Consider the following 25,838-nt stretch of genomic DNA (forward strand, 5'->3'; position numbering starts at 1 on the left):
CTTGGTAGGAACCGCACGCCCCGGGCAGTGAGTGTGTGGGCGCATTATCTTCACGCCCACACCTCGCATCAAGGGGCTGTGGTGCCCCCTTGCGCTTCCGCCAAAGACTGCCGCACGTTCGCGCGAATGGACTTCGGAGCGGCTGCCGCAACACGCTCGGCCTTGGTCTGGCGCATCTTGATCACCCGCTGACGCACCGAGCGCCTGTCAATAAACACCGGGCTTTCCGGGTTTCGACGGTTCCAGGCCTGCTGGCGCTCACGAATCTCGGCCTGGCGCTCCACGTCCTTGTCATAGACGGCCTGGGCCATGTCTGCAGTCAGGCGCTCCTTCATGGCGCGGTTCTGCCCGATCAGGTTCTGCTCGGTGGCCGTGGCCTCCTGCGTCTCCGCAACGGACTTGGGCTGGAAGCCGACAGCCTTTGCCACTGCCTCGCCCAGCGTCACATCGATCACCTTTCGGCCCTTGCTGTCCTTGTAGATCCCGCTGTCGGCCATATCCACGCCCTTAGCCAGATTGCGCACGGCAGTGGGCGATACCTCGAGAGCAGCGCCAGCAATATCCCCGGTGAGCGCCTTGCGGGCGCCTGTGGCGGCACGCTGGATCAAGTCACCCGCCGGTCCGATGATCTCCAGCATGTCCCGGCTGTGGTCGCGCTTCTCGAGGAACAGGCCGGTACCGGGGATGAGGTTGCCCATGCCCAGCCGTCCGGAAATGTCCACCGGCGCGCCAGGCAGACCCGACACACCCTGCTCGATGAAGTCGGCCAGCTCCTTGCCCAGCACGTCCTGCATCAGCTGCTTGCGCCACTGCTTGACGCTCATGCTGTAGCCCATCAGTTGCCCGCCGGCATCAATCAGATCTTCGATGTCTTCAGCGAACGGCAGGCCGCCCGCACCGCCCATCAGCATCAGCATGGCGATTGACCAGCCTACCGCGCGCTTGCCCTCCTTGCCGCCCTGTGTCCACATGCGCTGCATCAGCTCCAGATAGGACACGCTATAGGTCTTGAAGGTGAACAGCGTGCCCCCGATGGTTCCCCGTGCCCATTGCGGTTTCACTGCCTTGGAATAGACAAACTGCGTATCCAGAACCGCCTTGCGCGCGAATGCAGAAGGGTTCTGAATGCCCTGCTCTTTCGCCAGACGGTAAGAGGCAATGAAGGTGCTGCGGCGGTTGAACTGCTCAGCCAGGGCAAAGGGCTGACCCCAGGCCACCTTGGTGCGCTCCCATGCATTGGCAACTGTTGCTCGAGCATTCCCTGCAGCCGTCCCATCACCAGCTCGCAGCGCTCCGGAGCCGCGGGCCTGCGACATCAGCTGATGGATTTCCTGGGGGCTGACCACACCATCGTCTTCGGCAGACTGCAAGGCCTTGGCCAGGTCGGCCTCGTACTGGAAGCCCTTGGTACCCATGTCCTTGAGCGCGCGGGCCAGCTGCGCACCGGCCTTCTTCATGCCACCGTACTGACTCAGCCATGGCAGCGTCACCTGGAAAGGCTGGGTCATGTTCACGAATGCAGAGGCCAGCGAGCCGCCCAGGTACTGCGCAAACAGCATGCCGCGAACGGCCTGCCCCTCTTCCTGTGGATCCTGAATGTAGCTGCGCAGGCCCATCGCCAGATCCTTGAGCTCGCCCTGGTCCTTGGGAATGGCATTGATTGCCTTGTCCAAAGCTCCCACGTTCAAGCCAGCAGCGGCCTGGCGCGCATTGGAATAGACGAAGTTCGCCACCACCCGGCCCACATCCTCAGAAAAGCCGGCCGTGCCCTTGCGGTGGATCATCCGCTTGAGCGCGCTGTGGTTGTTCTTGGTGAGCTTCAGATACTCCTGGAATGCCTTGTCCTGGGCCGCGTTGCCTTCGGAGTCCAGGCCCAGCATGTTGCCGAACAGCTCCAGGCTCTCCGGAGTCACCCCAGCGAACAGCTTGTAAGCCTGCTGGCTCATGGTTCCCTGCTCCACCGTGGCGTCGGGGAAGGTCAAGCGGAAGTTGCGCGCGGCAGTGTTCGCCTCCCTCATCGTCTCGTACATGCCGAAATACTGGCGCTCGCCGGCGGCGTCCACCACGTCCACCGTGTAGCGCCCGAAGCGCGACAGGGGGGCATAGCCGGATTCCTGCAGAGCCTTGGCATCCTCCAGGCGCTTGCGGATCTGCTGCATCTGCAATGCCAGGCGGTCGCGGTTGTCGGGCACAGCCTTGGCGTCCTGCTCCAGCATGTCCAGCAGCAGCTGGCCCGCACTGTCCAGGGATGGCTGCTCGAGCATGGCACCACGCATGGCGGCATATCCATCGCCCAGGGTTCGCATCATGTCGGCGCGGGCCGTCATGTCGATGGAGCGATCAATGGCCGCGCGCGCCTCGCGGTACAGGCTGATTTGATCAGCGGTCGCGCCGAATTGCGATTGCAGCTCGCCATCGCTCCAAACCACGCCAGCCTTAAGAATCTTGCTCTCAAAACGGGAGTTGATCATGTTTTCGTACTGCTGCGCGGGCAGGCCTTGCCACATGGCGAGCACGCCGGCGTCGATCCGGTTGGCCTTGAGCAGCATGGCCGCCTTGTTGTGCGCGCTCAGGTTGGCGTACTTCTTGGCCAGATCCTCCACCAGTACGGCCTGGCCGTTGAGGTCGCGGCCCCACAACAAGGTCCCCTCAAACAGAGGGCGGGCCACGGCCTTGTTGTCGGCAGCAGATACGGGGCGCTTGCGGTTCTTGCCCAGGATGTCGCCCATGCTGTCGACTCGAGGAAGGATGCGCGGCGCCTGGTCGGCTGCGTCGTTGGCGAGCATGCTCACATCGTCGATGTTCTGCTGCGCGGATTCGTAGACGGGCTTGAAAAACGGATTGCGCTCGGCCAGGTGGCGCATGGTGCCCACGGTCTTGTCCCACATGGAGACTTTGCCGGGGTGGCTCAGGATGTTGTCGAGCTGGGAAAGCGCGCTGCCCTTGATGTCGGCCAGGCGCGAGCGGCTGAAGAGTGGCCCGTCCTCTAGTGAGCCTGGGTCAGCATTTCCTTGATCTTCGCCAGAGCGGCCTCGGTGTCCTTCTGCAGAGATTCGATCTCGGAGTCGGTCAGCCGGTTCGTAGCGCGCGAGGTAGCGGGCTTCCGACTCGGTGAGCGAGTCGAAGCCGTAGCCGGTGGCGGCGCGGAATTCGTTTTCGAGGTCACCATGTTTTTGTCGGAGAGAAGCCAGAGATTCTGTTGTGGGCTGAATTTTTGCACTGTACTGCTTGCCGGTCAATGCAATGACCCCGGCCACGGTCCCGCCACCTTCCCGAATATGGCTGGCCAGCGCCGCGAACGTGCCGCCCTGGGTCAGGGTGTCGTCCACCAGCAGATAGGGCTTGGCTTCCACCGCGCCGGCGAAGTCCACGGGTGCAAAGATGCGATCCAGCCCATCCATGCCAGTACGGTGAGCCCGATTGGCCTGCACGATGGCGCCAGAAGTGGAGAGCCCAAGTCGCTGGGCCAGCACGCCGGCCGCTGCCACAGGGATTCTGTTGCGCCCAGTAGCCTCCTCGGCCGCCACTGGCACCACCACGGGCTTGGAGTCCCCAATCGCAGCCCGCACCTTAGCCACCAGCTCGGGAGTCACAATGTCTTGAGCCAGGCGAAAGGCGGCCTCGATGTCCCCGGCCTTGGCGGCAGCATAGTCGGGGTGCGATGAGGCAGAGCCCAGAGTGCTGCCGATGATGGCATCCGGCATGCTGGTCGCGCTGGTGCGGCTGAATGCAATGTCGCGCGCCATTCCAGCGCCAGCACCACGCTCCACCCAGCCCCGTGCGGGCAGGATATAGGCTCGAATGAGCTCGTCATCTGTCACCCGCATTCCCTTGAAGCCGGGCACATGCTGGCGCAGCCAGGAGCGGATCGCAGCCACTGCTCGGCGCACAAAACCCATTTCCGGGCGGGTCTGCGCCCATTCGGCCAGCACCTCCTCGGCCGCCTGAAGGCGGTGCGCCGGCTTGTCGTAGTCCAGACCATACTCGGCCGCCTTGCGGCGCACGTCACCACGGCGCACAGCCACGATCTGCTCGAGCACGCTATCCAGGCCGGTACCGAACACGCCGCGCAGGCCATGGTGGCCCAGCGCCTCGTGCATCAGCACCCGGGCCACATCCTTGTCAGTGTGCAGCTGGCTGGCCAGCAGATAGGCCTTTCCTCCGTAGAAGAAGCCCTCGGGGTCACCATCAGCCCCACCACTGCGCTGTGCCTGGTCAGCACGGCGCGCAGCTGCTGGGATTGCGGGGTCCGCCATGTCGTACACCACCGTGACCTCGGGGCCATTGGCCCATCCCGTGCGAATGGCATCCACGGTCTTCTGTACAGCGCTCACCGCTTCCGCCCGGGCCTGGGCCACGGGCTGACCGTCGTTCATGGCCTGCAGGAAGCCGTCCACATCGAAATCAGCATCAGCCTCCTGGCGGCGGAAACGGGTATCACTGTCTCCAGCCGCTGGGGTGGTGGGTTTGTCGATGACCACCATGCGAGCTGCCACACTGGTGTTCACGGGCAGGCTCGGGTCCATGAAAGAGCCATCAGGCAGGCGCTCGCTGGTCGCGCCCAGATCGTCCAGCCATGTACGGAAACTCTCGGCGGCCTTGTTTCCGTGGAAGAAAGCCCCCTCACCCATGATCGCCACCAGGCGGCCACCGGGGCGCAGCAACTCATAGGCATGGCGCACATGCTGAATGTCTCGGTCCTTCGAGAACGGCGGGTTCATGATGATGCGGTCATATCCGCTATCACTGTCGCGCTGCTCCACCCCAGTCAATTCGCCACGGTCCACCCAAGTGGCTTTTTGAGCATCAGGCTTACCGTCTGCATCCAAGGGATGGAAGCCCACGCGGTCGCTGCCCATGCCACGGGATCCACGCATAACCCCCAGACGGCCCTCTGTGTCGCGGAACACATCACCGTAGGTGAAGCCGTCGCGCGGCCGCATCTCGGTGAAGTCGCTACCCACCAAGCTGTATCCCTTGGCTTCAAGCAACTCGCGGCGCTCGCCCGACATCTCAACCACATCGGGCTCAACTCCAGCGCGCTCCCGGATGGCGTCGGCAATATGGCCCATGCCGGCAGATGGCTCCAGCACTGCCATGCCTGGCTCAATTTCTGCCGCGGCCAACATGCTGTCCACCACGGCCTCACTGGTGGGGAAGAAGTCCAGACCATCAGCTCGGCGGCCAATCAAAGCACGCTCCATCTGCTTGATCTTGTCGGGAGTGGCAATGGCCTCTTGCACGCCGGCGAACTCGCGCAGCGCAGAGCGGTACTCGCTTCCCGTGGAAATGCCCATGCTCTCCAGACGCTGGCGCTTCTTGAAAGCCGACTCGAGTTGCCAGGGCAAGCGAATCTCCGACTTTGCCCGGCGGCCCACGGCCTCCACCAGCTCCCGCCCAAAATCGCTCGTCAGCGTGATGCGCTTGTCGTCATCCCCGGACCAGAGGCCCTGCTTCATGGCTTCGGCCGGCGCCAGCACCACCCGGTTCTGCCCGCGCTTGATTGGCAGCACGATGGCCCGGTCTGCAATCCCAGAGCGGCGAATGGCTCTCTCGGCAGCATCATTGCTGGCAAAGTCGGCCATTTCCCCGGCATGGCCGAAGCGTGAAACCTGCAACAAATTCGCCTTGGCCCAGTCGGTATAAGCCTCGCTCACATCATTGGCAACAGCCATCAGACGGGCGCCCAACTTCTTGGTGCCGTCCCGGTCCTGCAGTTGCCGCCCCAGCGCGGCCAGGTCGGAGCGCATGGCTGTGTAGCTGGGGAAGTCGGCAAAGTCCACAGTTTCGGCATCCATGGGCTCCCCACGGTGGCGCTCCTGCTCGGCGTAGGTCTTGTACTTGCTGCGCAGTTGGGCCTCCTTGGCGGTGCGCAGCTCGCCGGTCAGAAACTCGACCTGCACCTTTTGGCGCACAGCATCCAAAAACTTGGCCTTGCCGTCCTCAATGGACTGGGCCAGGTTCTCCATGGTGCCGGCCATGGCCTTGTCGGCCCGGGCTGCAGCCTCGGCGCTGGCCGCCATCGCAGCACGGCGGTGGGTATTGGCCTTGCGATCACGAGACAGAGACTCGTCTGCACGCTCGTGCAGTGCTGCAGCCATTGTGCGCAGGCGCTGGGCTGCGGATTGGCTGCGGTCGTCCTCGAATGCATCACGGCGCGCGGCGGCCACAGACTGAGCATCCCCAGTATCCCCGGCAACCAGCTTCTTGAAGGCTTCGGCGGCATCCTTGGTGCGGAATTGGAACCCTGGTACTGCCCCGTTGCCTCGGTAGCTGCTGTAGCTGCCGCCCATGCGCCGGGCAGATGCGTTCAGGGTGTCATAGTCCTCGCGGTCCACGCGCTCGGCCAGCTGCACCACAAACAGGTCATGCCCGTGCTTGGTGTGCTTTGTCTCGATCACGTCACCAGCCGTGGTCTGCCCTGCGCTGGCCACTTCGGTGCGCCGTTTGGCCTTTGTTGCCTCCCTGGCACTGCGCGTGCTTTCGGCCTCCAGGGCGTCGTAACGTGCACGCTGCTCAGCGGTCAGTTTGAGGAAAGCGTCCTGGCGGCTATCGCCTTTGGCAACGTGGTGGCGCATGACCGCATGGAAATCCTCCAGCGTCTGGGGGTCGGCCAGCACCTTGGCCTGTGCTTCACTGCGAGCTTTATCGTCGGCACGGGATTTCTCAATGGCTTTGGCATGAGAGCTGATGTCCTCGTCGGTGAGGCTGTCCACCAGGTCGCGCAGTGCCTGTGCCTTGATCTTCTTGTGCTTGGCAATGCCTTCCATGGTTGCCATGTAACTGGATGGGCCATAGTTGCGGCCCAACGAAAACTCATCGAGGACGCGGCTTGCCAGGGCCTCCACAATCTCCTCCTTGCGGTCGTCCTTGTGGCGGTAGGCAAAGGACATGCCGCCCGTGCGCAGCAGCTCTGCCTTCTTCATGGTGCCCAGCTCGGCGGTCAAGGCCTCGCGGGCGCCCTCTGTGCGCTTGAAGCCCTCGCGCAACTCTGCGGCCGTGGCCTTTCCCTCGCGCACTCGGCGCATGAGCGCAATGTGAGCCTCCAGTGTGGGCTGCTTTGATGCAGTTGCTGCCGGGCTGGCGCTGCCCGGAGTCTGGGCGGGCGCTGGCTCTGCACGGGCCACCGGGCCCGCCTTCATCTCGCGCGGCTGCGGATCTGTGCCGTGCACGCGCTCCTGTTCCCCCTCGTCAGCCACCCAAGAATCACCATCCTTGCGCACAGCTTGGACTTTGACACTCCAGCGGCCTTCCGAGTCCGGAGGAGTGTAGGCAATCACCCGGTCATGCCCGCTGTAACTCTTGACGATGTTGCCAGGGGTGAAATAGTCGGCACGCGCCTTCTCCGCGTCACCAGCCTGGGCCGCGCGGGGCTTGCGCGCCGGCGTTGACTTTGCAGCCGGTGCCAGCTCATCAGCCGTTGTTGAGTAGCCTGTGGCCAGCGCGTTATCCCCACGAACAACCACACGGCCCGAGTCCGAGATGCTCTCTACGGTGCCGCTGTTGCCTTGATAGAGTCCGCTGGTGATTTCCACTGCTGCTCCCACCGACGGAGTGAATGTCCCGCCGGTCCCACTATCTGCAGTCTTTGAATCGACAGCGCCGCCACTGGTGCTGCTGCTGGGAAATTCGTGGGCAGCCTCCAGCAATTGCTCGATGGGAGCATCCAGGCGGATCGTCTTCACGTCCTTACCCTGCTCGCGCGCTGCCATCCATTGGTGGTGGCCGTCCAGCACATGGCCGTCTTGGGAAACCAGAATGGAGCGGTCGCCGCCCTCGTAGCCCAGAGCCTTTTTCACCTTCTCGCGCGAAAACTCGGCCTGCGTGGGCTTCAAGCTCGCGGCAGGCACGGTTTCCTCCTGGTGGGCAATGCCACGGGCGTTCATGAAATTGACCATGGCACCACGGTGCTCGGCCTTGATCTGGGGCATCTGGGCGCGGGGCACAGCCTTGGTACCAGATTCGGGGGCGAATGCGGCCCAGCCGTTGCCCAGGTCCTTGCCCTCAATTGGCTTTTCTTCGGAGTTCTTTTGCTGCTGTTCTGTCGAAGCTACTGAATTCATAGCACTCAGCACCTTTTCTCGGTTGCCGGCGCTCATCTTTTCCCAGGCCTTGCCCTCCAGGTTCTGACGAATGACATTCGCCATCTTGGGCACGGCCGCGAGCACGGCGCGCTGCGCATCGGGCTGCATGGCATCCCATCGAGCGCCTGCGTCATGGTCGGCCTGGGCCACTTGCTGGCGCTGGGCGTTGCCCTCACGGGCGATTTCCTCGGCCTTGGCCATTGCCTCCTGCGGGGCCGGGGTCGCCACCTTGCGCGCAGTGGGCGCGGGGCTGTCCGCGAGCTGCACCTGGCGCACGACATAGCCGCCCTCCACCTTCACAGGCTCCCATCCAGCGCCAGCCGCCTGGGCCGCCTTCACGGCGGGCAGCTTCACTGTGAACGGCTTGCCCTGTTTGTTCAGGATGTCGGGGGCGGTCTGGGCCACGCGCGCGGCGCGGTCTTGCTGCGCGGCCAGCTGTGCCTGTGCATTACCTTCGCCTTCAACCTGGTCGACCTGCGCCCGGGCTGCTGCCGCCTCCTGCTGCGCCTGCTGGATGTTTTTCAGCCGGCGCTGCTCGTTCGCCTCCTGAATGTCTGCCGGGCCGCCATTGGCCGCATGTTCTGGCAGCTCCGTGGGGTTGGGTCGGTACTCACGTCCAGCCCAATCGGCAGCGCGGGCGTCTGCTTCTGCTGCTTGGTCCTGCAGGTCAGCCATACGCTGAGCCGGCGAGAGCAGATCCAGCTCCTGCTGCAAGGCTGTACGCTGGGCCAGTGCCTCGTTGGTCCAGCCCTGGCTGCGCCCCATCTGGGCCAAGAAATCCAGATGCTCCTGGATCTGGCCGACGCGGGCCTCTGGGGAAATCTCCCCCGTCTCCATGTCTGCGCCTTCAGTGGGCTGGGCTGACTGTTGCTGTTCCTGCGTCTCAGCGGCTGTTGTCAAGGGAGCTGCCTGCTGGGTCACTGCGGCTAGGTTGGCCGCGCGGGACAGCGCGCCGCGCTCTGGTACGACCTGCACAGGGGCGCCTAAGCCCTCGCGGCTCAAGGCCACCTCGTCCAGCAGACCAATAGGCGTCACGCCCTTGCGCTGCAGTGCATCCATGTCCAGGATGGGGCTGACGTTGCTCTGCCCCGTGCGGTCGGCCTGCAACTGCGCCAGCAGCGCCAACTGATCAGGCGAAGCCGTGCCATTTGATACAGAGTCGATAGCGGCTTGTGCCTGCTCCACAGTCAGCTGCGGCTGGTTGATGGCTGCATCCAGGGCGGTACCCGTGACGGGCCCATGGCCGCCGGTCAGCAGCGAAGTGCCCGCGCCCGTCATGCCGCCCAGCGCAGCGCCCATGCCCGCGGCAGCGGCCACCCCCTTGGACGGGTCGATGCTCGGATCAAAGGGAATAGCCGCGCGCTGGCCCTCGTATTGGGTAACACCTTCTTCCACGGCCTCCTGGGCGGCTTCGCTCAGGCCGGTCTTGGCAGCACGCGCAGCAGCGCCACCGCCGAATCCCTTGGCACCCGCCAGCAGCTTTTCCGCACCGAAAGCGCCACCTGCACCGCCCACCAAGGCCGGAATTACGCTGGCTTGGCGTGCTGCAGCCGTTGCCTCTTCCTCCGTTGCCCCCGCCTTGATAGCCAGGTCATAGGCGGTACCGGCAGCATCACCACCAGCCATGGCAGCGCCAGCAGCAACACCACCGGCCCGGCCAGCACGCTCGATGCCCTTGGCGCCCACGCCAGCAGCACGGGCAGCCATGCCTGCCCCCTTGACCGCAGCACCAGGTCCCACAAAGGAACCTGCAGCTTGCGCGGCAGCCAGCAGCGGGTTCTCGACGATGTAGCCGCCCACAGCCCCCAGCTCGCCCATCACCCCATCGGCGTTTGCCACCCCCTCACGGAATTTCTTCTTCGAGGCCTTGACCACATCGCTCTGGGCCTCTTCGCCGGCCTGGATGATGTTCTTGTCAATCCAGCCCGATACCGCGTTGCCGGGCTTGATGAAGTTGGCAGCAGACGACAGGCCACCGGCGGCCGCATTGGCTGCCTCGATTACGGTGTCATTGGCCACGGACATCAGGCCGCGACTCTTGGGCGGTTCATCGGCCGCGGGCGCAGCACCAGGCGTGAACGGACTCACATAGCCTGCACCGATGCCGGCGGCGTCCAGATCGTCGAAGGAGCTGAGCGCGCGAGGTTGGGGGGTCTTTTTCTTGGCCATATTGTGATTCCTTACTTGCGGCGGGTGCCATACGCGGCAGCGACAAATGGGGAGGCGGCGCCCTGGTAGGCCGCGTCTGCAGCATCCAGTTCGTCCTCGGCAGCTTTGATCTGGCGGGCGAATGCATCACGAGCTGCATTGCCATCCTTGAGCCCAGGTGGCCGACTTGCGCGCAACTGAGCCAGATCTGCGCGTGCTTTGTCCAAGCGGACTCCGGCGGCTTCTGCAGCGGGAGGCAGTCCGGAGCCAATTTGCTCTGCAATGACAGGTGCAGATGCCTTCTTTGGGGCCTGATTTGTATTGGCAGCAGCGGCCTGCTTGGGTGCAGGAGCGGGCGCAAAACGCTGGTCGATGCGCCCCATTTCCTCCTCGGTGAAGCCGCTCTGCAGGGCACGCTCCCTCACTGCCTGCAGATCCTCCGGGCTCTTGGCCTTTCGGGCTGCATCGCCAAACACCCTCGCCCGCTCGCGGGAAACGTTGTCACCGGCTGCTGCATCGCGCAGGCCTGCATAGATCTTCTGAGCATTGGCCCCCGAAAAAGCACGCCCCTCTGCTTCCGCCTTGGCCGCTTCGATGTCCATGGCCTGCTTGCGTGCTTGCTTAGGGTCAAAGTCAGACAAAAAGTCGAATGGCGCTGCCTCGGCGCCCCCTGCTTTGCCCGAAGCTCTTCCAGCGGCAATGGCCAGTTGCTGACTCCGGTGGCTGATGTCCGCATTCAGCCTGCGCTCATTCAGGGCGTAATTGCGGTCGTCGTTCGCCTGCGCGCGCTGCGCCTGGGCATTGCGGTGCAGCATGTCCAGGTAATGCGATGTGTCGAGACTCTTCCAGTGGGGAGATACCAGAGCTGTCAGTGCCTCCTGAGTGTTATCTACCGGCTGGCCCAGCAGCGCCTTCGCGCCATCTGCGCCCAGCGTGTAGAACTGCACCTTCCCGTCCTTGCCGGTATCGAATCCCACCTTCGCACCACCAAACAAGCCGGATTCACTGGCGAAAGAGCTCAGGCCTTGAGCTCCACCACCCAGCGCGGCCCGCAGCCTGCTGTCGGCATCTTTGGCAACTGCAGCCTTCTGTGCCTCATTGAACTGCAGGTCTGCAAACTGACCTTGCTTGACGTTGCGCTCTACTTCAAGTGCCTTATCTACCAGGCCTGCGCCACGATACGCCGCCACCACACGCTGATTCATCGCCTCGGGCTTGGCGTAATCGGCCACGGCTTGCTGGGCTTCCGCTGCTGTGGAGAAAGATTTGTTGACCCCTGGCGCAACCATGCGGAAGGTTGGCGCTGCTGGCGCGCCAGTGCTGCCCTGGCTCAATGCCATCGGTACCGGAGGGCCTGCGCTCTGATCGCCCAATGGGCCTTCCACGACTTCGGCAGGAGCCTGGGCCTGCTTGAGAGACTGATTTAGCGAATCCGCCTCGGATTGCTGCTTGCGCCAGACCTCGCGCTGGTCCCTCTTGAACTGCTGGTCTTCATCGTCCCGCTTACGCTGGTCCTCAACCTCGCGCTGCTTCAAATAGCCGGTACCGGCCCCCGCCAGGAATGCAATGATTGGGCTTGCCATGTGTTCCCCTGCCATACCGCAGGCGCACACAAACGGCCTCGGCGCGCGCTATGAAACGACAGTGCCGAGGCGATTTCAAGGGGGTATGAAGGCGGCCCTCTGCTACATTTCGCGGAAAACAATGCGTCCTGCCCAGAACCTTGCTTTAACGCAACCACAACGATGAAGAAAAACGAACGAGACGCTGAAATCATCCGCCGTTGGCTGCAGCGGCCACAAAGTGAACGGACGATGAACGACGTGTTCGACTTCAATAATGAGCTGCAGCAGAAGGGGTCAAGTCTTCTCGATGGTATCCCCGGCGACCCTTACCAGCAGCTCAAGTCGATACTTCGACGTCACATCCGCGAATAGCCTTTAGCGCTGCCTTGCAGATCTCATCGGCCGTTAAAACGATTAGCAGCACGGAGATCCCCTGGTGCTCAGGCGTTGATCCCCAGCCCCAGGCTTTTGCGGCCTCGCTCAATGCAGCATCAAAGCGTGAGAGCACAGGTAGCGGCTGTCGCAGCATCCGATTCGCAACCCCTGCAGCCCATGTCCTATCCCCGGAAAAATCAGGAACACCCCACGGCAATGCCGCAATCGCCTCATGTGTCATGCCATAGACATGTTCGGCCACCTGCTTATTCAGTTCTTCATCCATACGGAGGCATCCTCTCAACGTGTACGGGCACGGGTGCCAGGCAAGCTGAACGGCAGCGCCCTGCCGTGCTTGGCTCCGGCCTTGCGGCGGGTGTCTGGCTCCGGACTCTCCGGAGCATCGCGCGAGCGATACAGCACATCAAATGCATTGCCCCTGCTGCGTGGGGTGCCGTCAGGCCATCGGGTGTCGGAATGGGTCTGGTTCATCAAAGAGCCTTTTTGCAATGGGTCAGGAGAAAGCGCAGCGTTAGCGTGTCCTCACGCGGCGCCAGTTGATCGTTCTCGTTCACTTCGCGGACAACGGCCTCGGGGTTGGTGCCCTGCTCGATCCGGCGGACCTCCACAACCTTTCCGGACGGGAGAATGAAGCGCTTATAAATATGGGGAGAGCTGGCCATCAGTTTGTATTTCTTGGGGATCCCTGCCACAGGGGCAGCTTCTTGGGCCATAGCCCAGCCTTCAGGATTTGCTCGCGGGTGAAGCGGCCGGCTTCGATGCCGTACTCGCGGTGGGCCTCGCGCCCTCCGGACTCCAGCAGCCGGTAGTTGTCATAGGCCACATGGCAGCCCTCAATGCCAGGACGGCTGCAGCAGAGGGGGAATCCCGTGCGGTCGTCCGTCTTCAGGCCCAGGCCTTTGCCGTAGTTGAGATGGGCATGCTGGCTATAGCCGCTGATGCCGCACCAAAAGCAAGGCAGTTCTGCCACCAGACGGCGGTAGGGCTCGCTTTCAATGACGTGCTCTTTCAAAACAGCTATGCCAGTCGTCCCAGCCCCAGGGGCCATGGTGACGCTCCCGGGAACCATGCTGACCGTTGCAAGGGCGCTTGCGATCTGACGCGCAGCGCGCTCGGCAAGGCGCTGTTCACGGCTTTCAGCCTGGCCGGGTTCGCAGTGGTGGCCCTCGTCCTGCTCATCACGGAGCCCAGCGCCAGCCCAGCCACTGCGAGACTTGAAGCCCTTGCCGGGCTTGAGAGGGGCGCGGCGCATCAATACCATGAGGGCCCCCAGTCGTCGACCAGCACGGTATCGCCGTACTCGTCCATCACATAGATGCGGCGGGATCCCACCTCCATGGGGTTGCCGCAGCGGTTTTCCATGGTGACCCGGTGCATGTACCGGCCATCACTCATGCGATCCAGATGGGGATGCAGCAGCCGCGTGATGCGCGATGCGCTGGGGGGCTTGCGTTCGCCGCCCCCCGGCACGACCTTCCCAAAGAAGGCTGGGTTCAAAGGCTGGATCATTTGACCAACCTCACTTCCAGGCCCAGCAAAGCCTTCATCAGGTGGCGCTTGAGCTTGAATTCGGGGGTCAGCACGCCCTTCACGTCTTCAATCACCTCCACGCCCTTTTCCACATAGACAAAATCGGCCACGTAGCAAATGGCCTTCTTGACGCGGCTCGCATCGGCAAACTTCACGGCGGGCACCAGCTCATAGGCCACCTGGCGGCGCAGCTCGGTGATTTCCCCTGCGCGCAACTGCATGCACAGATGTCCCCAGCGGCGGGCCTCGGCGCGGCTATCGAACTTCACCCCATCGGGGGTGACGGTCTTCTTGTTGCCGTACTTGGCTCCACCGGCTCCAGATCGCTTGGCCGTGGCTTGAACCCCAGGCGCTTGAGCTCGGCTCGCACCGCCTCCCGCATTCCCGGCCACAGGCCGTGCCCATGTGTCACGGATTCCTCTTCCAACTCCGTAGCCCTGTGCCTTGAGTAGTGCCACCACCCCGGCGTCATTGCCAGCCGCACCAGATGGTCTCTGGCGGCTAGGTAGTGCGGTGGTAAATCGTTTGGCATTCATCACCTGCCCTCCTGCTGGTAGGCCAGCACAGCGGCGGCGGTCTTGCGCTTGTCTTGGTTCAGGCGCATGCGGTCTGCCCGGGCCAGAACCTGGGCATGGGTTAAGCGCCCAGCCTTGCGGGCGAAGTGGTCGCGCAGCTTGGCCAACTGCTGCAGCGCGGTGCGTTCTGCTCCTGATGGAGCAATCTCCGGCGCAGGCAGCGCCAGCGCAGCGCGTGGTGCAGGTAGCTGCAGTTGGTGGCGAACATCCTCGGTCAAGGCTTCCAGACCGCCCGGCAGGCGCCCTGCAGTCATGGCCTCCTGCAAGGCGCGGGTGCGCCCCTCGGGGTCATGACCAAGGCTCACTTGCACCACAGGATGCTGGCGCAGCGCGCGGGCTTCGCCAGTAATGCGGCCGTATGCCTCAACGAAAGCCTGTCGGGCACCGAACTTGTCGCCAGCACGCAGCAGCGGCGCAGCCACGGCCCAGGCATCGGCAATCTCGTTCGTCCACACGATGGTGGCGCGGTCGTCCGAGCTGGACAGCGCCAGCGCATAGGCTTCCGCCGGCAGCAGCCGGCCCATGGCATGGTCCACGTACTGCAGCACGGTGCCGGTGAGGATCTGGCCTTTGTGCTCGGCACGGATACGGGCGAGTGCCATGCGCAGCAGCGACTTGTCGATGTGCTCCAGGTCAGCAGCCAGCAACTTCAGCGATGCGGGGCGAATCTGCTGCCCGGAAAGCTCCATGGTCGCGCCCAGTTCTTCGATCAGCCAATCGGTGTCGTTCTCGTTAAGCATTGCCACCCTCCTTGCTCCGTCGCATCAAGCGCTTGGCTTCCTCGATGGCATCGAAGTTCGCGCTGCTCTTGTCGGCTGCCTGCGCAGCCGTCGCCGTCACGGCCAGGCCGCGCGCCCACTGGGTGCGATAGCCCTCGGCCTGGTTGACCAGCACGCCCATGCCGTGGGAGTTCTTCACAACAAAGGCCTCATTGACGTTCGACACGTACCACGCGGCCACCAGCGGCGCCTCCTCGTGGCCCAAGCGCTTGACCAGCGCTTTGACGTTGGCATTCACCGGGGCGTTGCGAACGGGCTTAACCCCGTATCGCTGCTCAAACGCGAAGCTGTAGGCCGCCCAAGTCTCCCGGCAAGCAGTCTGCAGTGCGGTTTCCTCGGTGTTCTCAGGTTGCCCTGCACCACCACGACCCGACTGCAAAGCAGGCGGGGATGGTTCATTGGCGGTTAAGTGACGGTTCAACTGATGATTTGGGGGCGGCATTTGCCCCTCCAGACCTGCGGCATCTGCCGGGGCTGGGGCGGCATTTGCCGGGGGTACTGCGGCATTTGCCGGTGGGGCGGCATCTGCACCCGGGGCGGCAGCCGCAGGGGGGGCGGCATTTGCCGCCACATCGGTTTTGCGCTTGGTGGTGCGCTTGCTCTCTGCCGGAGCCTTGGCAGGGTCAAAGCGCTTGGGGCAGACGGTGTAGCTGGTGCTTGTGTTGTGGCGGTACTCGCGGAACACAGCGCCAGCCGCTTGCAGCCAGGCCAAGGCATCGCGCACAGCGCGCTCGGACAGGCAGGTACGTGCGGCGATTGTCCCGACCGCAGGCCAGCACACGCCATCGTCGTTCGCTTGATCAGCCAGAGAAATAAGAACAGCCTTCTGGCTCGGGCTCATGCCCTGCAGGGGCCAGCAGGCCGCCATGATGATCGTGCTCATGCTGTCACCCCGCCGCTCTGCTTCAGGCGCACCTGGTGCTGACCCCACAGGCCCGCGATCCACTCCACCCCCTTGGGGGTGAACTTGTAGTGAACGAAGGCGTGTGAAGTTTCGCCGTGCTCTGCTGTGCCTGTCTTAGCCTCAAAGCGGCCGTTATGCATGTGCTCTGCACGCGGCGTGAGCGGGCTCTTTGGAGTGGTGCGATACATCAGGCCGCGCTTCAGCAGGAAATCGGTGAACTCGTTCAGCTTGGCGCCAAGGACTTTGCATACCTCACGCACACCCATGCTGCCAGTGCCTGGCTGCACGTAACGGTCCACAAACTCCGCCTTTGGTGCGGCCAGCGCCAGCGCTTCTTCGGCCTTGATGCGTGCTTGCTCGGACTCAAGGGCCTGTTGCAGCACCTCAAGTTTGCTGAGCTCTCGGGCTTGGGACCTGGTGCGGAAGTAGATGTTGGTCAGCTGGCGCTGCACGCTCCAGGCCAAGTCATCAGTGAAAGACTTCACCAACATCAGGTAGCCAGGCTCGGCCAGCAGGATCACATCCTCGCTCGCAAACTTAGAGTGGTTTGGATCGAGGTGACGACGAAATTCGTCGGCGCCTACTTTGAAGTAGTCCTCGCCCTCAATGAGGCGGTGCTTGTGCTCGCGAAAGTTTCGACCTGCAGTTCCTTCGGGACGACCGTGGACAGAATCGACTTGTGCCAGCGTGACAACACGCTTGCCCATGTATTCGATCACCTGCAAGGAGGTGTTGTTGATGACGATGCTGGACATTTAGACGCCCCCCATGGATTCGGGGGCCCTAAACGGACCTATGAGCTTGGCAAGCGCGTCGATACGCTTGTCGTCATGGTTGATCTTTTCCACCACCATTTGCCTGTAGCTCTTGCCGTGCACCAGGACGTAGATGCAGTCGCGCAGCACCCCTGCCGTGTCCTGGCCGCGCTGGGAGCAGTGCTGCAACCACAGATCATGGGTGAGCTCGTCTATCTTGGTCTTGGCGTCACAGGTCAGCTTGCCCAGAGGGCCAGCGATGCCGCGCGCAAACATGGGGGCAGGCTCGTCACCAGCCAGATGGGCAATGGCGTGATCCAAGACCTCCTGAGCGTCTTCGGGCTGCAGACCCTTGAGCGCATCTACTACAGCAGCAAGCGCAGTGTTCTGAGCCTTGGACAGGTGCGGGAGTTGCGTAATGCGTTTGGTGGTGTCAGTCATTGCCCACCTCCTTGGTCGAAGTGGATGGCTGCGCCAGCTCGTGGCTGGAACACTTTTCTTTCTGCATGCGCCACAAGGCGGCCTGAACGCGGTCAACGATGCGTGCCGGAAGCACATCAGGCCACTGATTGACAGCTTGGTAGCTCACGCCAATTGCTTTAGCGGCAGCTGGAATAGAGCCGCCCAGTTGTTGAATTGCTTCAGCTTTATTCATCCTTGGATTGAATCATGATTCACCACAATACGCAATCACAATTCACTTCCGCTCAAGCATATTTCAACCATGATTGAATACAGCGAGCGACTAAAGGCCGCCATGGATGAAAGGTCGGTGTCGGTGTCACAGCTTGCCGCCGGCATGGGGGTCAGCTATCAAGCAGTGAAAAGAGCCCTTGACGGCCTGTCAAAAGCCTTTTCCGCCGCAAACAACACCAAGGCCGCAGCATTTCTGCGCGTGAGCCCAGACTGGCTTGCAACCGGATCTGGCTCTATGGCCGCAAACTTCGATGAAAACGTCAAACCAACGCCACCAGGCATGCGCGCCTACCCTGTCATCTCAAAGATACAAGCAGGGCTAGTGAAAGAGATCGTGTGCCCATATGAGCCTGGCGACGGCTTTGCCGTTGAGTTCGGCGAAGACGATGCCTCTGACTGGGCCTTCTTTTTTGAGATCGAAGGCGACTCAATGCTCCCTGAGTTCCGCCCAGGTGACAGGGTTTTGATCGATCCCGAAGTGTCCCCTCGTCCCGGCGACTTTGTTGCCGCACGTAATACGAGACAAGAGGCAACCTTCAAAAAGTACCGAGTGCGTGGCATCGATGAGGCTGGTCAAGAGATTTTTGAGCTGGTGCCTCTGAATGACGACTACCCCGTGATGCGAAGCGATGAGCACCATCTTGTTGTCATCGGGACCATGCTGGAACATCGGCGCAAATTCCGCAGACGGTCATGATGCGCTTCGGCCACCCTCACTAGATACCGCTCCAGCGAATCCCTACGCTCTTGAAGCGAAGCCTACATCTCGCCCGCATAAGCGGGCTTTTTTCGTCTGCTGGGTGCATAGCTATGGCCTCTCTCATCGTTCAGATTGAATCTGTATTCACATTAAATTGAATCAAGATTGACACAAGCGACTGAATCATGATTCAATTACTCATCGCAGCAGAAAACCGAAGCGATGGGTGCCAAGTGATCGAGCCAGCACCGAAGCTCATGCAGCCGCACGGCTGGGTAAACACAAGGCACCGCGGGCGGCAGCGGGATACAAAAGGTCGTCGGTCGCTCTAGTCAGTACTGCTCTGCCCCCGGATGGGATCGGCAACAGGAACATCGAAAGGCCACGCGAAATCCATCCGCTGGGTTCCATACGGCGGTGAGGCATACAGGGAGGCCGAGAGCAAAAACGCCCAGCGCGCTAGCGCCGCCACCCGGAGCGCATCCGGGGTTCAAACCAAAGCCTTGCTTGCAGGGCTGCGGTTTGACCACACAAACAATAGCGAAACTAATAATTTCCTCAAATTTGATCAAGGTTGAGTTACCATCAACCTATCAAAATGATAGGAACCATCTTTTGACAAGCCTGTCAAATCACCAGCTGGAACGCTTCATTCAAGAGTGTGCGCAAGAGAGCTTTAACGTCATGTTCACCAAGCATGCTCAGCAGCGAATGAGGCAAAGAGGTGTGACACAAATGATGGTCCTCGAGGCTTTGCGGCTGGGTTGTATGCGTCGCAAGCCTGAGCCCGACATCAAATTCACAGGCCTAAAGTGCCGAATGGAAAGGCTGGTTTCTGGAGTTTTGGTTGGGGTTGAGGTCTACATAGATCATCCTGCCCCAGATTTGACGGTAGTAACGGTAATTAATTTAGGAGAGTAGTCATGTACCACTATACGGACGGGGGCCTCCGCAACGTGTGGTTGGCCAATGGTTACAAGGTTCGCAAAACACCCCATGGAGACGCTGTCGCGATCCACGACATTGAAGGACTGACGGAAACGCTCTGCAAGACATTTGTCCAAAAGCCTCGCGCACTGTCTCGCACAGAGTTTCGCTACATTCGCACGTCAGGCCTACTTCTGTCCCAAGCAGCCCTGGGCTCTGCGCTTGGTGTTGACGCACAAACTGTAGCTCGATGGGAGAAAGACAAACACATCCCCAAGATGGCTGACAAGATGATCCGTCTGATCTACTTGGAGCATGCCAACGGCAATGTGCGCCTCAAGAGTGCATTTGAGACTTTGCGCGCTGTGGAGAGGGCTATGAATGGCCCTCAGCCCACCCGAGTCGTCGTGGAATCCAAAGGGGAGCACTGGGAGTCGCGCCTTGAAGAAGGCGACGAGTTAAACGAAGAAATGGAACCAGCCTAAATGCTGGCCCACCAAAACAACCCGCCCAGTGCGGGTTTTCTTTTACCAGCCACCCAGGAGGTGGCATTTTTGTACCTGGAGATTCTGAATTCTGAAATGTGAGCTACCCGCCAGCATGCGGCCCGCATGCGCCTTCCCCGCAGGGCTTTAGCGGGGCCATCACGCAGGTGGACTGGACACGGTTCGACTCCGTGGGCTACACCGATGCGCCTTGCGCGCTAAGTCTAGGCGGCCCAGTCCACCGCCGTGATGGTGCCGGGGGTCGGCTCCCCGGTTATTACAAACCAGGCCTGCAAGGCCCGGCTGGAATACTGCAAGAGGGTAATCGCACCGGTCTTAGGTGCCCATCATGAACACCCCGGGAAAGTAGCGGGGGCTATCACAGATAGGGAATGCGCAGGCTGATGCGCGATCAGGAGCAAGCCGGAGATCAGCACCGGCCCCTATCTGTGATGGTGAATGCGCAGTTGCGATGCGCACTGGCGGGTTGTGGCCCACAAAACCATATAGGTCCCGATATGAGTCACGAGCCGGACAAGCAACCGGCCGCCATCACGACTTGCCGGCGTAAGCGGCAGCTATCTGGCGTGACTGCTCGAGCAGGTACGGCAGTTCAGGAATGGGCCTGAGCTACCGTCAATTAGGAACTCGGCGCTTTGCGCCGTGGCGACAGTGGTCACGCCAGATGGCGCAGCAACTTTTATTAACCCAAGTGCGCATTTCTTCTGCCTGACCCTCATCGGGCAGTGGAACGCTGCGTCATCTACCTTTTTGCCGGGCCTGGGGCCTATCTCCTCCCTCCCTCTCTGAACCATTCCCTAGGCAGACCCGAAAGGTCACCGGCTCTTTATTCAAGCCCGCAGCAACCGCTCGCGGGCTTTTTCTTTGCCCTCAGGAGATTCCATGCATTCGACTCCATCCCCTGCCCACACCACAAAGCTGCTGATTGCGGCGCAATGGGCGCTCACCGGCTTCGGCCTCTTCTGCCTGGTCGGCGCGGCCGTGGTGATCGCACTCACGCCAGAAGCCTGGCCCCTCTGAGCATTCAGCTCGGATAGCTGAACAAGATTTTTGAAGAGGAGATCCTCATGCTGAAGACGATTGTTGATTCCGTGCTGGTCATCGTTGGCGCCCTGCTTCTCGCAGCCTGGCTGTCCGCGCCCGATGCCCAAGCCGATGAACCCCAAACCATCATCAAAAGCCTGCGCGACGAGTTCGCTTGCCCTGGCATGCATGCCGAATGGCTGGACGACAAGACGGTGCAGTGCCTCAAAGAATTGCCGTGAGTCACCTATGGGGCTTAACACTAACTAGCAAGTAACAATCTAAACTTATACTGAACCCAATAAGAGATGGAGGAAGCCGTGACAGAGTTCGGGAGTTTTCTTTATCACAGCGAAATTGCCCCAGACGCCGATATTGGTTGCGTTGCCGAGATCGCCAAATTCTCCCGCGTTTTTAACCAGGCACACGAAATCACGGGCGTCCTGATATTTGACGGCCAACGCTTCGTTCAGTACATCGAAGGCCCGCAGGAACACGTGATTGCGGTTGCGAACAAAATCGCTTTGGACACCAGGCACATCAACTTCACTCCACTTTATCAAGCCCAAGGCATCACACAGCGCCTCTTCCCGAAATGGACAATGGCATATTTCGCGAATGATGATGCAGAGCCTCTCGCAAGTATATTGACCGATCAAGGCGAAGCAGCGTTAAGCAGCCTGCAGAAAATACTGCCTCAGTTGGACGCCGCATAGCGGAACAACCTCCTAGCCATTTACTGTCTGAGAGCAGTAAAAATCTGAATCCCTCAATAGCCCGCTCCCGCGGGCTTTTTCTATTTCTGGAGCCCAGATGTTCAAGAACATGATCATTTACCGCATTGCCGAAAGCTGGCAAAGCGATCTGCAGGCGCTGGAGGATGCCCTGCAAAAGACAGTGTTTGAGGAGTGCGGCGCGACCCAGGAGCGCTCCGTGGGCTGGGTGCCGCCGCGCGGAGAGCAGCACGGCCTGCTGGTCGAATCCGTGGCTGGTCAGTGGGTCATGCGCTTCATGACCGAGGCCAAGGTGCTGCCGGCCAGCGTGCTCAATCGCAAGGTCAACGAAAAGGCCGAGCACATCGAAAAAACCGAAGGCCGCAAGCCGGGCAAGAAGGAAAAGCGCGACCTCAAGGACGAGGCCAAGCTGGATCTGCTGCCCATGGCCTTCACCAAGCAAGGCAGCATGTGGGTCTGGATCGATCCTCAGGCCCGCACCTTGGTTCTGGACACCAGCGCCCAGGGCCGCGCCGACGAGGTGGTGACCCTGCTAGTCGAAGGCCTGCCCGGCTTATCTCTGGCCCTGCTGGACACCCAGACCAGCCCACAGGCCGCCATGGCGCATTGGCTGATGACACAGGAGCCGCCCACCGGCTTCACCGCCGACCGCGAGACGGAGCTGAAAGCATGCGACGAGTCCAAGGCCATCGTGCGCTATGCCCGCCACCCGTTGGACATCGATGAGGTCCGCAAACACATCGAGCACGGCAAGCTGCCGACCAAGCTGGCGATGACCTGGGACGACCGTGTGAGCTTTGTGCTGACCGAAGGCCTGCAGATCAAGAGCATTACGCTGCTGGATGCGGTCATGGATGGCAACAGCCAGGACGATGGCGGCTTCGATACCGATGTGGCCATTGCCACCGGTGAGCTGTCGCGCCTGATTCCCGACCTGATCGAAGCCCTTGGCGGAGAAGGCCGCACAGGCCTGGGCGACCTGCCCGCCACGCTGGCTGCCAGCGCAAGCTGGTAACCATCACCTCAGCGCAGATGTGAAAGCAACGGCTAACGCAGCCACTGCGGCACTTCCGAAAGCAAGTCGGCCAGCAATAGAAGTCCAGGGAGTGACTCGGCGTGCCTTAAGCCATAAATAGCAATTTTTTTGCTTCTCACGGTCGAACTCAAACAAGCCCATATCAAGTCTCTTTTGGATGACTGACAGACCGTGCTTGACCTCCCACTCCTCAAGCAATCTGCGCGTTCGATCATCAAGTGCCATACGTGGTCCGTACTCAGGTGAACAAAGCAAAGCGCTGAATGTAACGAATTGTTTATTGGCTTGGGATTGATTTTTCTAATAACCATGTGCCCACCAATGGGTGGGCTTTTTCTTTGGAGGCTCCCATGAGTCTGACTTTCGTGAATCACAACGGCGACCCCATCACCGACTCCCGCATGGCCGCCATGCGAGCTCAAGGAATGGAGCTCGAGCGCCAGCGTCGCCTGGCAGCCAAGGCGGATCCCGTGTCCGTGCACAAGGGCTGGCGTGTCTCAGGTATCGCGCCTGGCCTGCTGGATGAAGCAAAGCAGGCGCACGAGCGGCTTTGCCAGATGGCGCAGAAGGCAGGGGGCAAACCGCCGGAGCCATTTGATGAAACCGCATGGCTGCGCACAGCCAAGCGCACTGCAGTGCGTAGCAAGCCCTACATCCTTCAGGAGGCAGCTCAACAATGCAAGGAGCTGGCCGTCAAGGTGGGATGGCTGGAAGTCCAGTTGATAGAGATCAAAAAGGTAGTCGCCTGAGTTATCAAAAATCTGATCTGCACACAGTGTCACCCGCGAAGACAGGGCTACACATTTGGAACGATTTTTATTCGTGCAACTGAGGCCGTTTTTGATGACTTTTGGCAGCTTTTGTGCACGGAACAAGAGTTCGGCTGACAGCAATCTATCAGCCTGCGGCGGTGTAATAATTTGTGACAAAAGCGAAAATACGAGCATCGAGATTCCAGATCGCCGTTTAACGCTCAGGGTTGAAATGATTGCTCTTTGATCGGGGAGGCTCTGGTCAGATGTCCGCGAATTACAACTTGTTGGTACTGACACCACCTCTGGCGCTACTGGTTCTTGCTGCCGTCCTGATGGTTGCTTGGTTTAACCAACGATCCCAGCGCTTTCTGTTTTGGCAAGCCTGCGCCTATTCGCTCACGGCACTGCCCCTCGCTGCTCAAACCTTGATTCCCCTTGAGGTGCTCACGCGCTATGCGCTATTGATTGGCAGCATCTATCTGCTGGGAGCCTGGTGTCTTGCGAAGTGCTGGGCGGACAGGTGGCGTGTATCAACGCATCCGCACATTGCACTGCAGATCTCCATCGTCACCTTAGCCGTTGTGTATCACTTCAGCTGGGTGAATCCGATTCCTTGGGTTCGCATCTGTTCCTTCAGTATAGGCTCGGGCTTGGTTCTAATGCTGCCTATCCTGCAGGTCCGCTCAAGGATGAGCTCTTTACACTGGCTCGATAAATTGCTGCTCTGGCTAAGCATCGCATTCACTACCTATACCTTCACTCGGCCCGGTTTGATCTGGCTGCTGGGCTACTCGGATCTTCGGTCATTGCCAAAGTCGCCCTACTGGCTCCTAACGCTGGTGAGCATCTTGAACTTCGCGCTGCTCTTCAGCTTGGTGATGACTGCTATTGCCGCGAAGGAAACGGTAGACAAGCTACGACGTGAGCGAGACCTTGATGCGTTGACCCAGTTGCTGAATCGCCGCTCTTTTCAAGAATATGCCCAGCAGCGCCTCGCTGACATACGGCTCTATCCGATGGCCGTGCTGGCCTGCGATATAGATCACTTCAAGCGCATTAACGACTCCTGGGGCCACAAGCGCGGCGATGAGGTTCTGCAACTGGTTTCAACGACTCTTAAAGACAGCGTGCGGGAGAACGACCTTGTCGCACGGTTCGGCGGGGAAGAGTTTGTGCTTTTGCTGACGGAAATTTCACTGAAAGATGCCGAGGCCATTGCCCTTCGCATCCAGCGCGACCTCCGCTTGAACAATGAAGTTCTCCCATCAGGCTACACGTTGACCCTGAGCTTCGGGATTTCAGCGCTCGACAGCAACACGCCATTAGATCAAGCCCTGCGAGAGGCCGATCGGCTTCTTTACGAAGCCAAAAATGCTGGGCGAGATCGGGTGCACGTATCCGGGGGCAACTATCCGGATATATCCATCGAACTCGATCCCGTTGCAAACCCAAGCTACCACATGCCCTACAGCAAAAGCACATAGCGCCCTCGCAACGAGCGTTTCACCCGTAATCACCACAGCCCACCACCCGCTTTTTTCATTCCATAGAAAGCGTTCCAGGAATGAAGAAGCGTAATCTATAGGCCGAGTCACCGAGGAGCAGACATGGCGAGCAATGCTTCACAACCCGTACAGGCATATCGCTACGAACTGTTGCCAGAAAATCTTCACGCTGATTGGAAGATCATCGTTGACAGGGTTCGCGCAGCCTATGACAAGAAGCCGGAATCGGCGATACAGCTGGAGAACGCTCGTCAGCACGGGTTCGGCTTTATCCGCGCACTCGCAGCAGCAGGTCTTGTGACTGTAGCTGGCAAAGCAGACCTGATGGAGCTATTGCTATACCCCAGATCGTCTTGCTGACTACAAGGATCCCCAGTCTATAGACGGCTCGCTGCTTGCCATCGCTTCAGCCGACGTTGGTCAGGACGACCAGTCACTACCTATCCACCCATCACCTGCCCGCCATTGAGCGGGCTTTTTGCTTTCTGGAGACACGAATGCCCCGAGAAATTGCATGCACCGAGGATCGCTTCCTCAAGGATGCGCAAGCGCACCAGATGGAAGTCATGCGCGACGACGGTGTGAACCGTCATTTGCGGTTCAAAGATCCCTCCAGCCGCGCCTACTGGTTCGACATCATCACTTGGCCTGGCACGCTGTGCATTGATGGCGACATGGGAACTTTCGTATTCCGACGCTTGCAGGACATGTTCACGTTCTTTCGCACAGATCAAGAGCACTACAACAAAACAGGCCGCGCTGATCAACTGGCAATCAACCCTGGCTATTGGGACGAGAAGCTGCTCGCACCGGCACCAAGGGATGTCATGGAGTTCAGTGCCGATAGCTTTCGGGAGCATGTCAAAGAGGCATTTGATAGCTGGGTTGAGTGCAGTGAACCCGATGCTGAATACAGCACCCAGGCGGAGCACGACCAATTCAGCGACGACAAGGCAGCGCTTTGGAGCGCTCTGAACGATGAAGTTCTATCGACTGCCGATGATGGCGAAGTACGAGCCTACGACGCTGCCCGCGACTTTCGATGTGATGACGTGCCTGGCTTTCAGATGGATGACTGCTGGGAGTGGAACTGCAAGGAATTCAAATTCCATTTCCTATGGAACTGCTATGCCATCGCGTGGGGAATCAAGGCCTACGACAACGTGAAGCAACAGGCATCAGTCACCTAACCAACACCCCAGCCCGCCGCTGCGGGCTTT

At 60.7% G+C, this 25,838-nt stretch carries 24 protein-coding genes; 11 read left to right on the top strand and 13 right to left on the bottom strand.

Features of this window, described 5'->3' with window-relative positions; all coding sequences use genetic code 11:
- Positions 1-68 precede the first annotated feature (68 nt).
- The 13 genes from FSY45_RS23900 to FSY45_RS23965 all read right to left on the bottom strand — a co-directional run bounded on the left by FSY45_RS23900 (position 69) and on the right by FSY45_RS23965 (position 17,391).
- Positions 69-10,253 (bottom strand): PLxRFG domain-containing protein, encoded by a 10,185-nt coding sequence (locus tag FSY45_RS23900; RefSeq protein WP_052951073.1) that lies wholly within the window; start codon positions 10,251-10,253, stop codon positions 69-71.
- Positions 10,254-10,264: 11 nt separating this feature from the next.
- Positions 10,265-11,815, bottom strand: coding sequence for a hypothetical protein (locus tag FSY45_RS23905; RefSeq protein ID WP_046461300.1), 1,551 nt, complete (start codon positions 11,813-11,815; stop codon positions 10,265-10,267).
- Positions 11,816-12,134: 319 nt separating this feature from the next.
- On the bottom strand, positions 12,135-12,458 hold the full coding sequence (locus tag FSY45_RS23910) for a hypothetical protein (RefSeq protein WP_057092014.1): 324 nt from the start codon (positions 12,456-12,458) through the stop codon (positions 12,135-12,137).
- A gap of 14 nt (positions 12,459-12,472) precedes the next feature.
- Positions 12,473-12,664 (bottom strand): hypothetical protein, encoded by a 192-nt coding sequence (locus FSY45_RS23915; RefSeq protein ID WP_046462734.1) that lies wholly within the window; start codon positions 12,662-12,664, stop codon positions 12,473-12,475.
- Positions 12,664-12,855, bottom strand: coding sequence for a hypothetical protein (locus FSY45_RS23920; protein WP_034397360.1), 192 nt, complete (start codon positions 12,853-12,855; stop codon positions 12,664-12,666). The genes FSY45_RS23915 and FSY45_RS23920 overlap by 1 nt, the downstream gene beginning before the upstream one ends.
- Positions 12,855-13,454 carry a hypothetical protein gene (locus FSY45_RS23925; RefSeq protein ID WP_046462735.1) on the bottom strand — a complete coding sequence of 200 codons (600 nt, stop codon included), beginning with the start codon at positions 13,452-13,454 and terminating at the stop codon, positions 12,855-12,857. The genes FSY45_RS23920 and FSY45_RS23925 overlap by 1 nt, the downstream gene beginning before the upstream one ends.
- On the bottom strand, positions 13,445-13,702 hold the full coding sequence (locus FSY45_RS23930; RefSeq protein WP_046462736.1) for a hypothetical protein: 258 nt from the start codon (positions 13,700-13,702) through the stop codon (positions 13,445-13,447). Before FSY45_RS23930 ends, FSY45_RS23925 begins: the two co-directional genes overlap by 10 nt.
- The gene (locus FSY45_RS23935) at positions 13,699-14,259 is read right to left on the bottom strand and encodes a DUF1064 domain-containing protein (protein ID WP_223305780.1); all 561 of its coding nucleotides are present in this window, start codon (positions 14,257-14,259) and stop codon (positions 13,699-13,701) included. Before FSY45_RS23935 ends, FSY45_RS23930 begins: the two co-directional genes overlap by 4 nt.
- Positions 14,259-15,038 (bottom strand): hypothetical protein, encoded by a 780-nt coding sequence (locus FSY45_RS23940; RefSeq protein ID WP_046462737.1) that lies wholly within the window; start codon positions 15,036-15,038, stop codon positions 14,259-14,261. Before FSY45_RS23940 ends, FSY45_RS23935 begins: the two co-directional genes overlap by 1 nt.
- Positions 15,031-15,960 carry a helix-turn-helix domain-containing protein gene (locus tag FSY45_RS23945; protein ID WP_046462738.1) on the bottom strand — a complete coding sequence of 310 codons (930 nt, stop codon included), beginning with the start codon at positions 15,958-15,960 and terminating at the stop codon, positions 15,031-15,033. The genes FSY45_RS23940 and FSY45_RS23945 overlap by 8 nt, the downstream gene beginning before the upstream one ends.
- Positions 15,957-16,736 carry a phage antirepressor KilAC domain-containing protein gene (locus FSY45_RS28085; RefSeq protein WP_046462739.1) on the bottom strand — a complete coding sequence of 260 codons (780 nt, stop codon included), beginning with the start codon at positions 16,734-16,736 and terminating at the stop codon, positions 15,957-15,959. The genes FSY45_RS23945 and FSY45_RS28085 overlap by 4 nt, the downstream gene beginning before the upstream one ends.
- Positions 16,737-17,177, bottom strand: a complete 441-nt coding sequence (locus FSY45_RS28390; protein WP_046462740.1) for a hypothetical protein — start codon at positions 17,175-17,177, stop codon at positions 16,737-16,739.
- Positions 17,170-17,391: a Cro/CI family transcriptional regulator gene (locus tag FSY45_RS23965; RefSeq protein WP_046462741.1), complete on the bottom strand. Its 222-nt coding sequence runs from the start codon at positions 17,389-17,391 to the stop codon at positions 17,170-17,172. Before FSY45_RS23965 ends, FSY45_RS28390 begins: the two co-directional genes overlap by 8 nt.
- 69 nt (positions 17,392-17,460) lie before the next feature.
- On the opposite strand from FSY45_RS23965, the gene FSY45_RS23970 reads away from it, so the two are divergent.
- The 11 genes from FSY45_RS23970 (at position 17,461) to FSY45_RS24010 (ending at position 25,808) form a co-directional block, all read left to right on the top strand.
- Complete coding sequence (locus FSY45_RS23970; protein WP_046462742.1) at positions 17,461-18,129, top strand: LexA family transcriptional regulator; 669 nt, start codon at positions 17,461-17,463, stop codon at positions 18,127-18,129.
- 687 nt (positions 18,130-18,816) lie between these two features.
- Entirely contained in the window at positions 18,817-19,053 is a 237-nt protein-coding gene (locus FSY45_RS28535) for a DUF4258 domain-containing protein (protein ID WP_172415432.1), read from the top strand.
- A 2-nt stretch (positions 19,054-19,055) separates the two neighbouring features.
- Positions 19,056-19,544: a DNA-binding transcriptional regulator gene (locus FSY45_RS23975; protein WP_034379988.1), complete on the top strand. Its 489-nt coding sequence runs from the start codon at positions 19,056-19,058 to the stop codon at positions 19,542-19,544.
- 903 nt (positions 19,545-20,447) lie between these two features.
- Entirely contained in the window at positions 20,448-20,585 is a 138-nt protein-coding gene (locus tag FSY45_RS27940; RefSeq protein WP_171832490.1) for a hypothetical protein, read from the top strand.
- A gap of 47 nt (positions 20,586-20,632) precedes the next feature.
- Positions 20,633-20,830, top strand: coding sequence for a hypothetical protein (locus FSY45_RS23980; RefSeq protein WP_046462743.1), 198 nt, complete (start codon positions 20,633-20,635; stop codon positions 20,828-20,830).
- 66 nt (positions 20,831-20,896) lie between these two features.
- Positions 20,897-21,304: a BLUF domain-containing protein gene (locus FSY45_RS23985; protein WP_046462744.1), complete on the top strand. Its 408-nt coding sequence runs from the start codon at positions 20,897-20,899 to the stop codon at positions 21,302-21,304.
- A 97-nt stretch (positions 21,305-21,401) separates the two neighbouring features.
- Positions 21,402-22,337, top strand: a complete 936-nt coding sequence (locus tag FSY45_RS23990) for a recombination-associated protein RdgC (protein ID WP_046462745.1) — start codon at positions 21,402-21,404, stop codon at positions 22,335-22,337.
- Between the two features lie 371 nt (positions 22,338-22,708).
- The gene (locus FSY45_RS23995; RefSeq protein ID WP_046462747.1) at positions 22,709-23,107 is read left to right on the top strand and encodes a hypothetical protein; all 399 of its coding nucleotides are present in this window, start codon (positions 22,709-22,711) and stop codon (positions 23,105-23,107) included.
- Between the two features lie 269 nt (positions 23,108-23,376).
- Entirely contained in the window at positions 23,377-24,597 is a 1,221-nt protein-coding gene (locus tag FSY45_RS24000) for a GGDEF domain-containing protein (protein WP_046462748.1), read from the top strand.
- Positions 24,598-24,720: 123 nt separating this feature from the next.
- Positions 24,721-24,978, top strand: coding sequence for a hypothetical protein (locus FSY45_RS24005; protein WP_057092009.1), 258 nt, complete (start codon positions 24,721-24,723; stop codon positions 24,976-24,978).
- A gap of 137 nt (positions 24,979-25,115) precedes the next feature.
- Positions 25,116-25,808: a hypothetical protein gene (locus FSY45_RS24010; protein WP_046462749.1), complete on the top strand. Its 693-nt coding sequence runs from the start codon at positions 25,116-25,118 to the stop codon at positions 25,806-25,808.
- Positions 25,809-25,838 lie beyond the last annotated feature (30 nt).

The organism is Comamonas sp. Z1, assembly GCF_008121555.1.
GTDB lineage: Bacteria > Pseudomonadota > Gammaproteobacteria > Burkholderiales > Burkholderiaceae_C > Comamonas > Comamonas thiooxydans.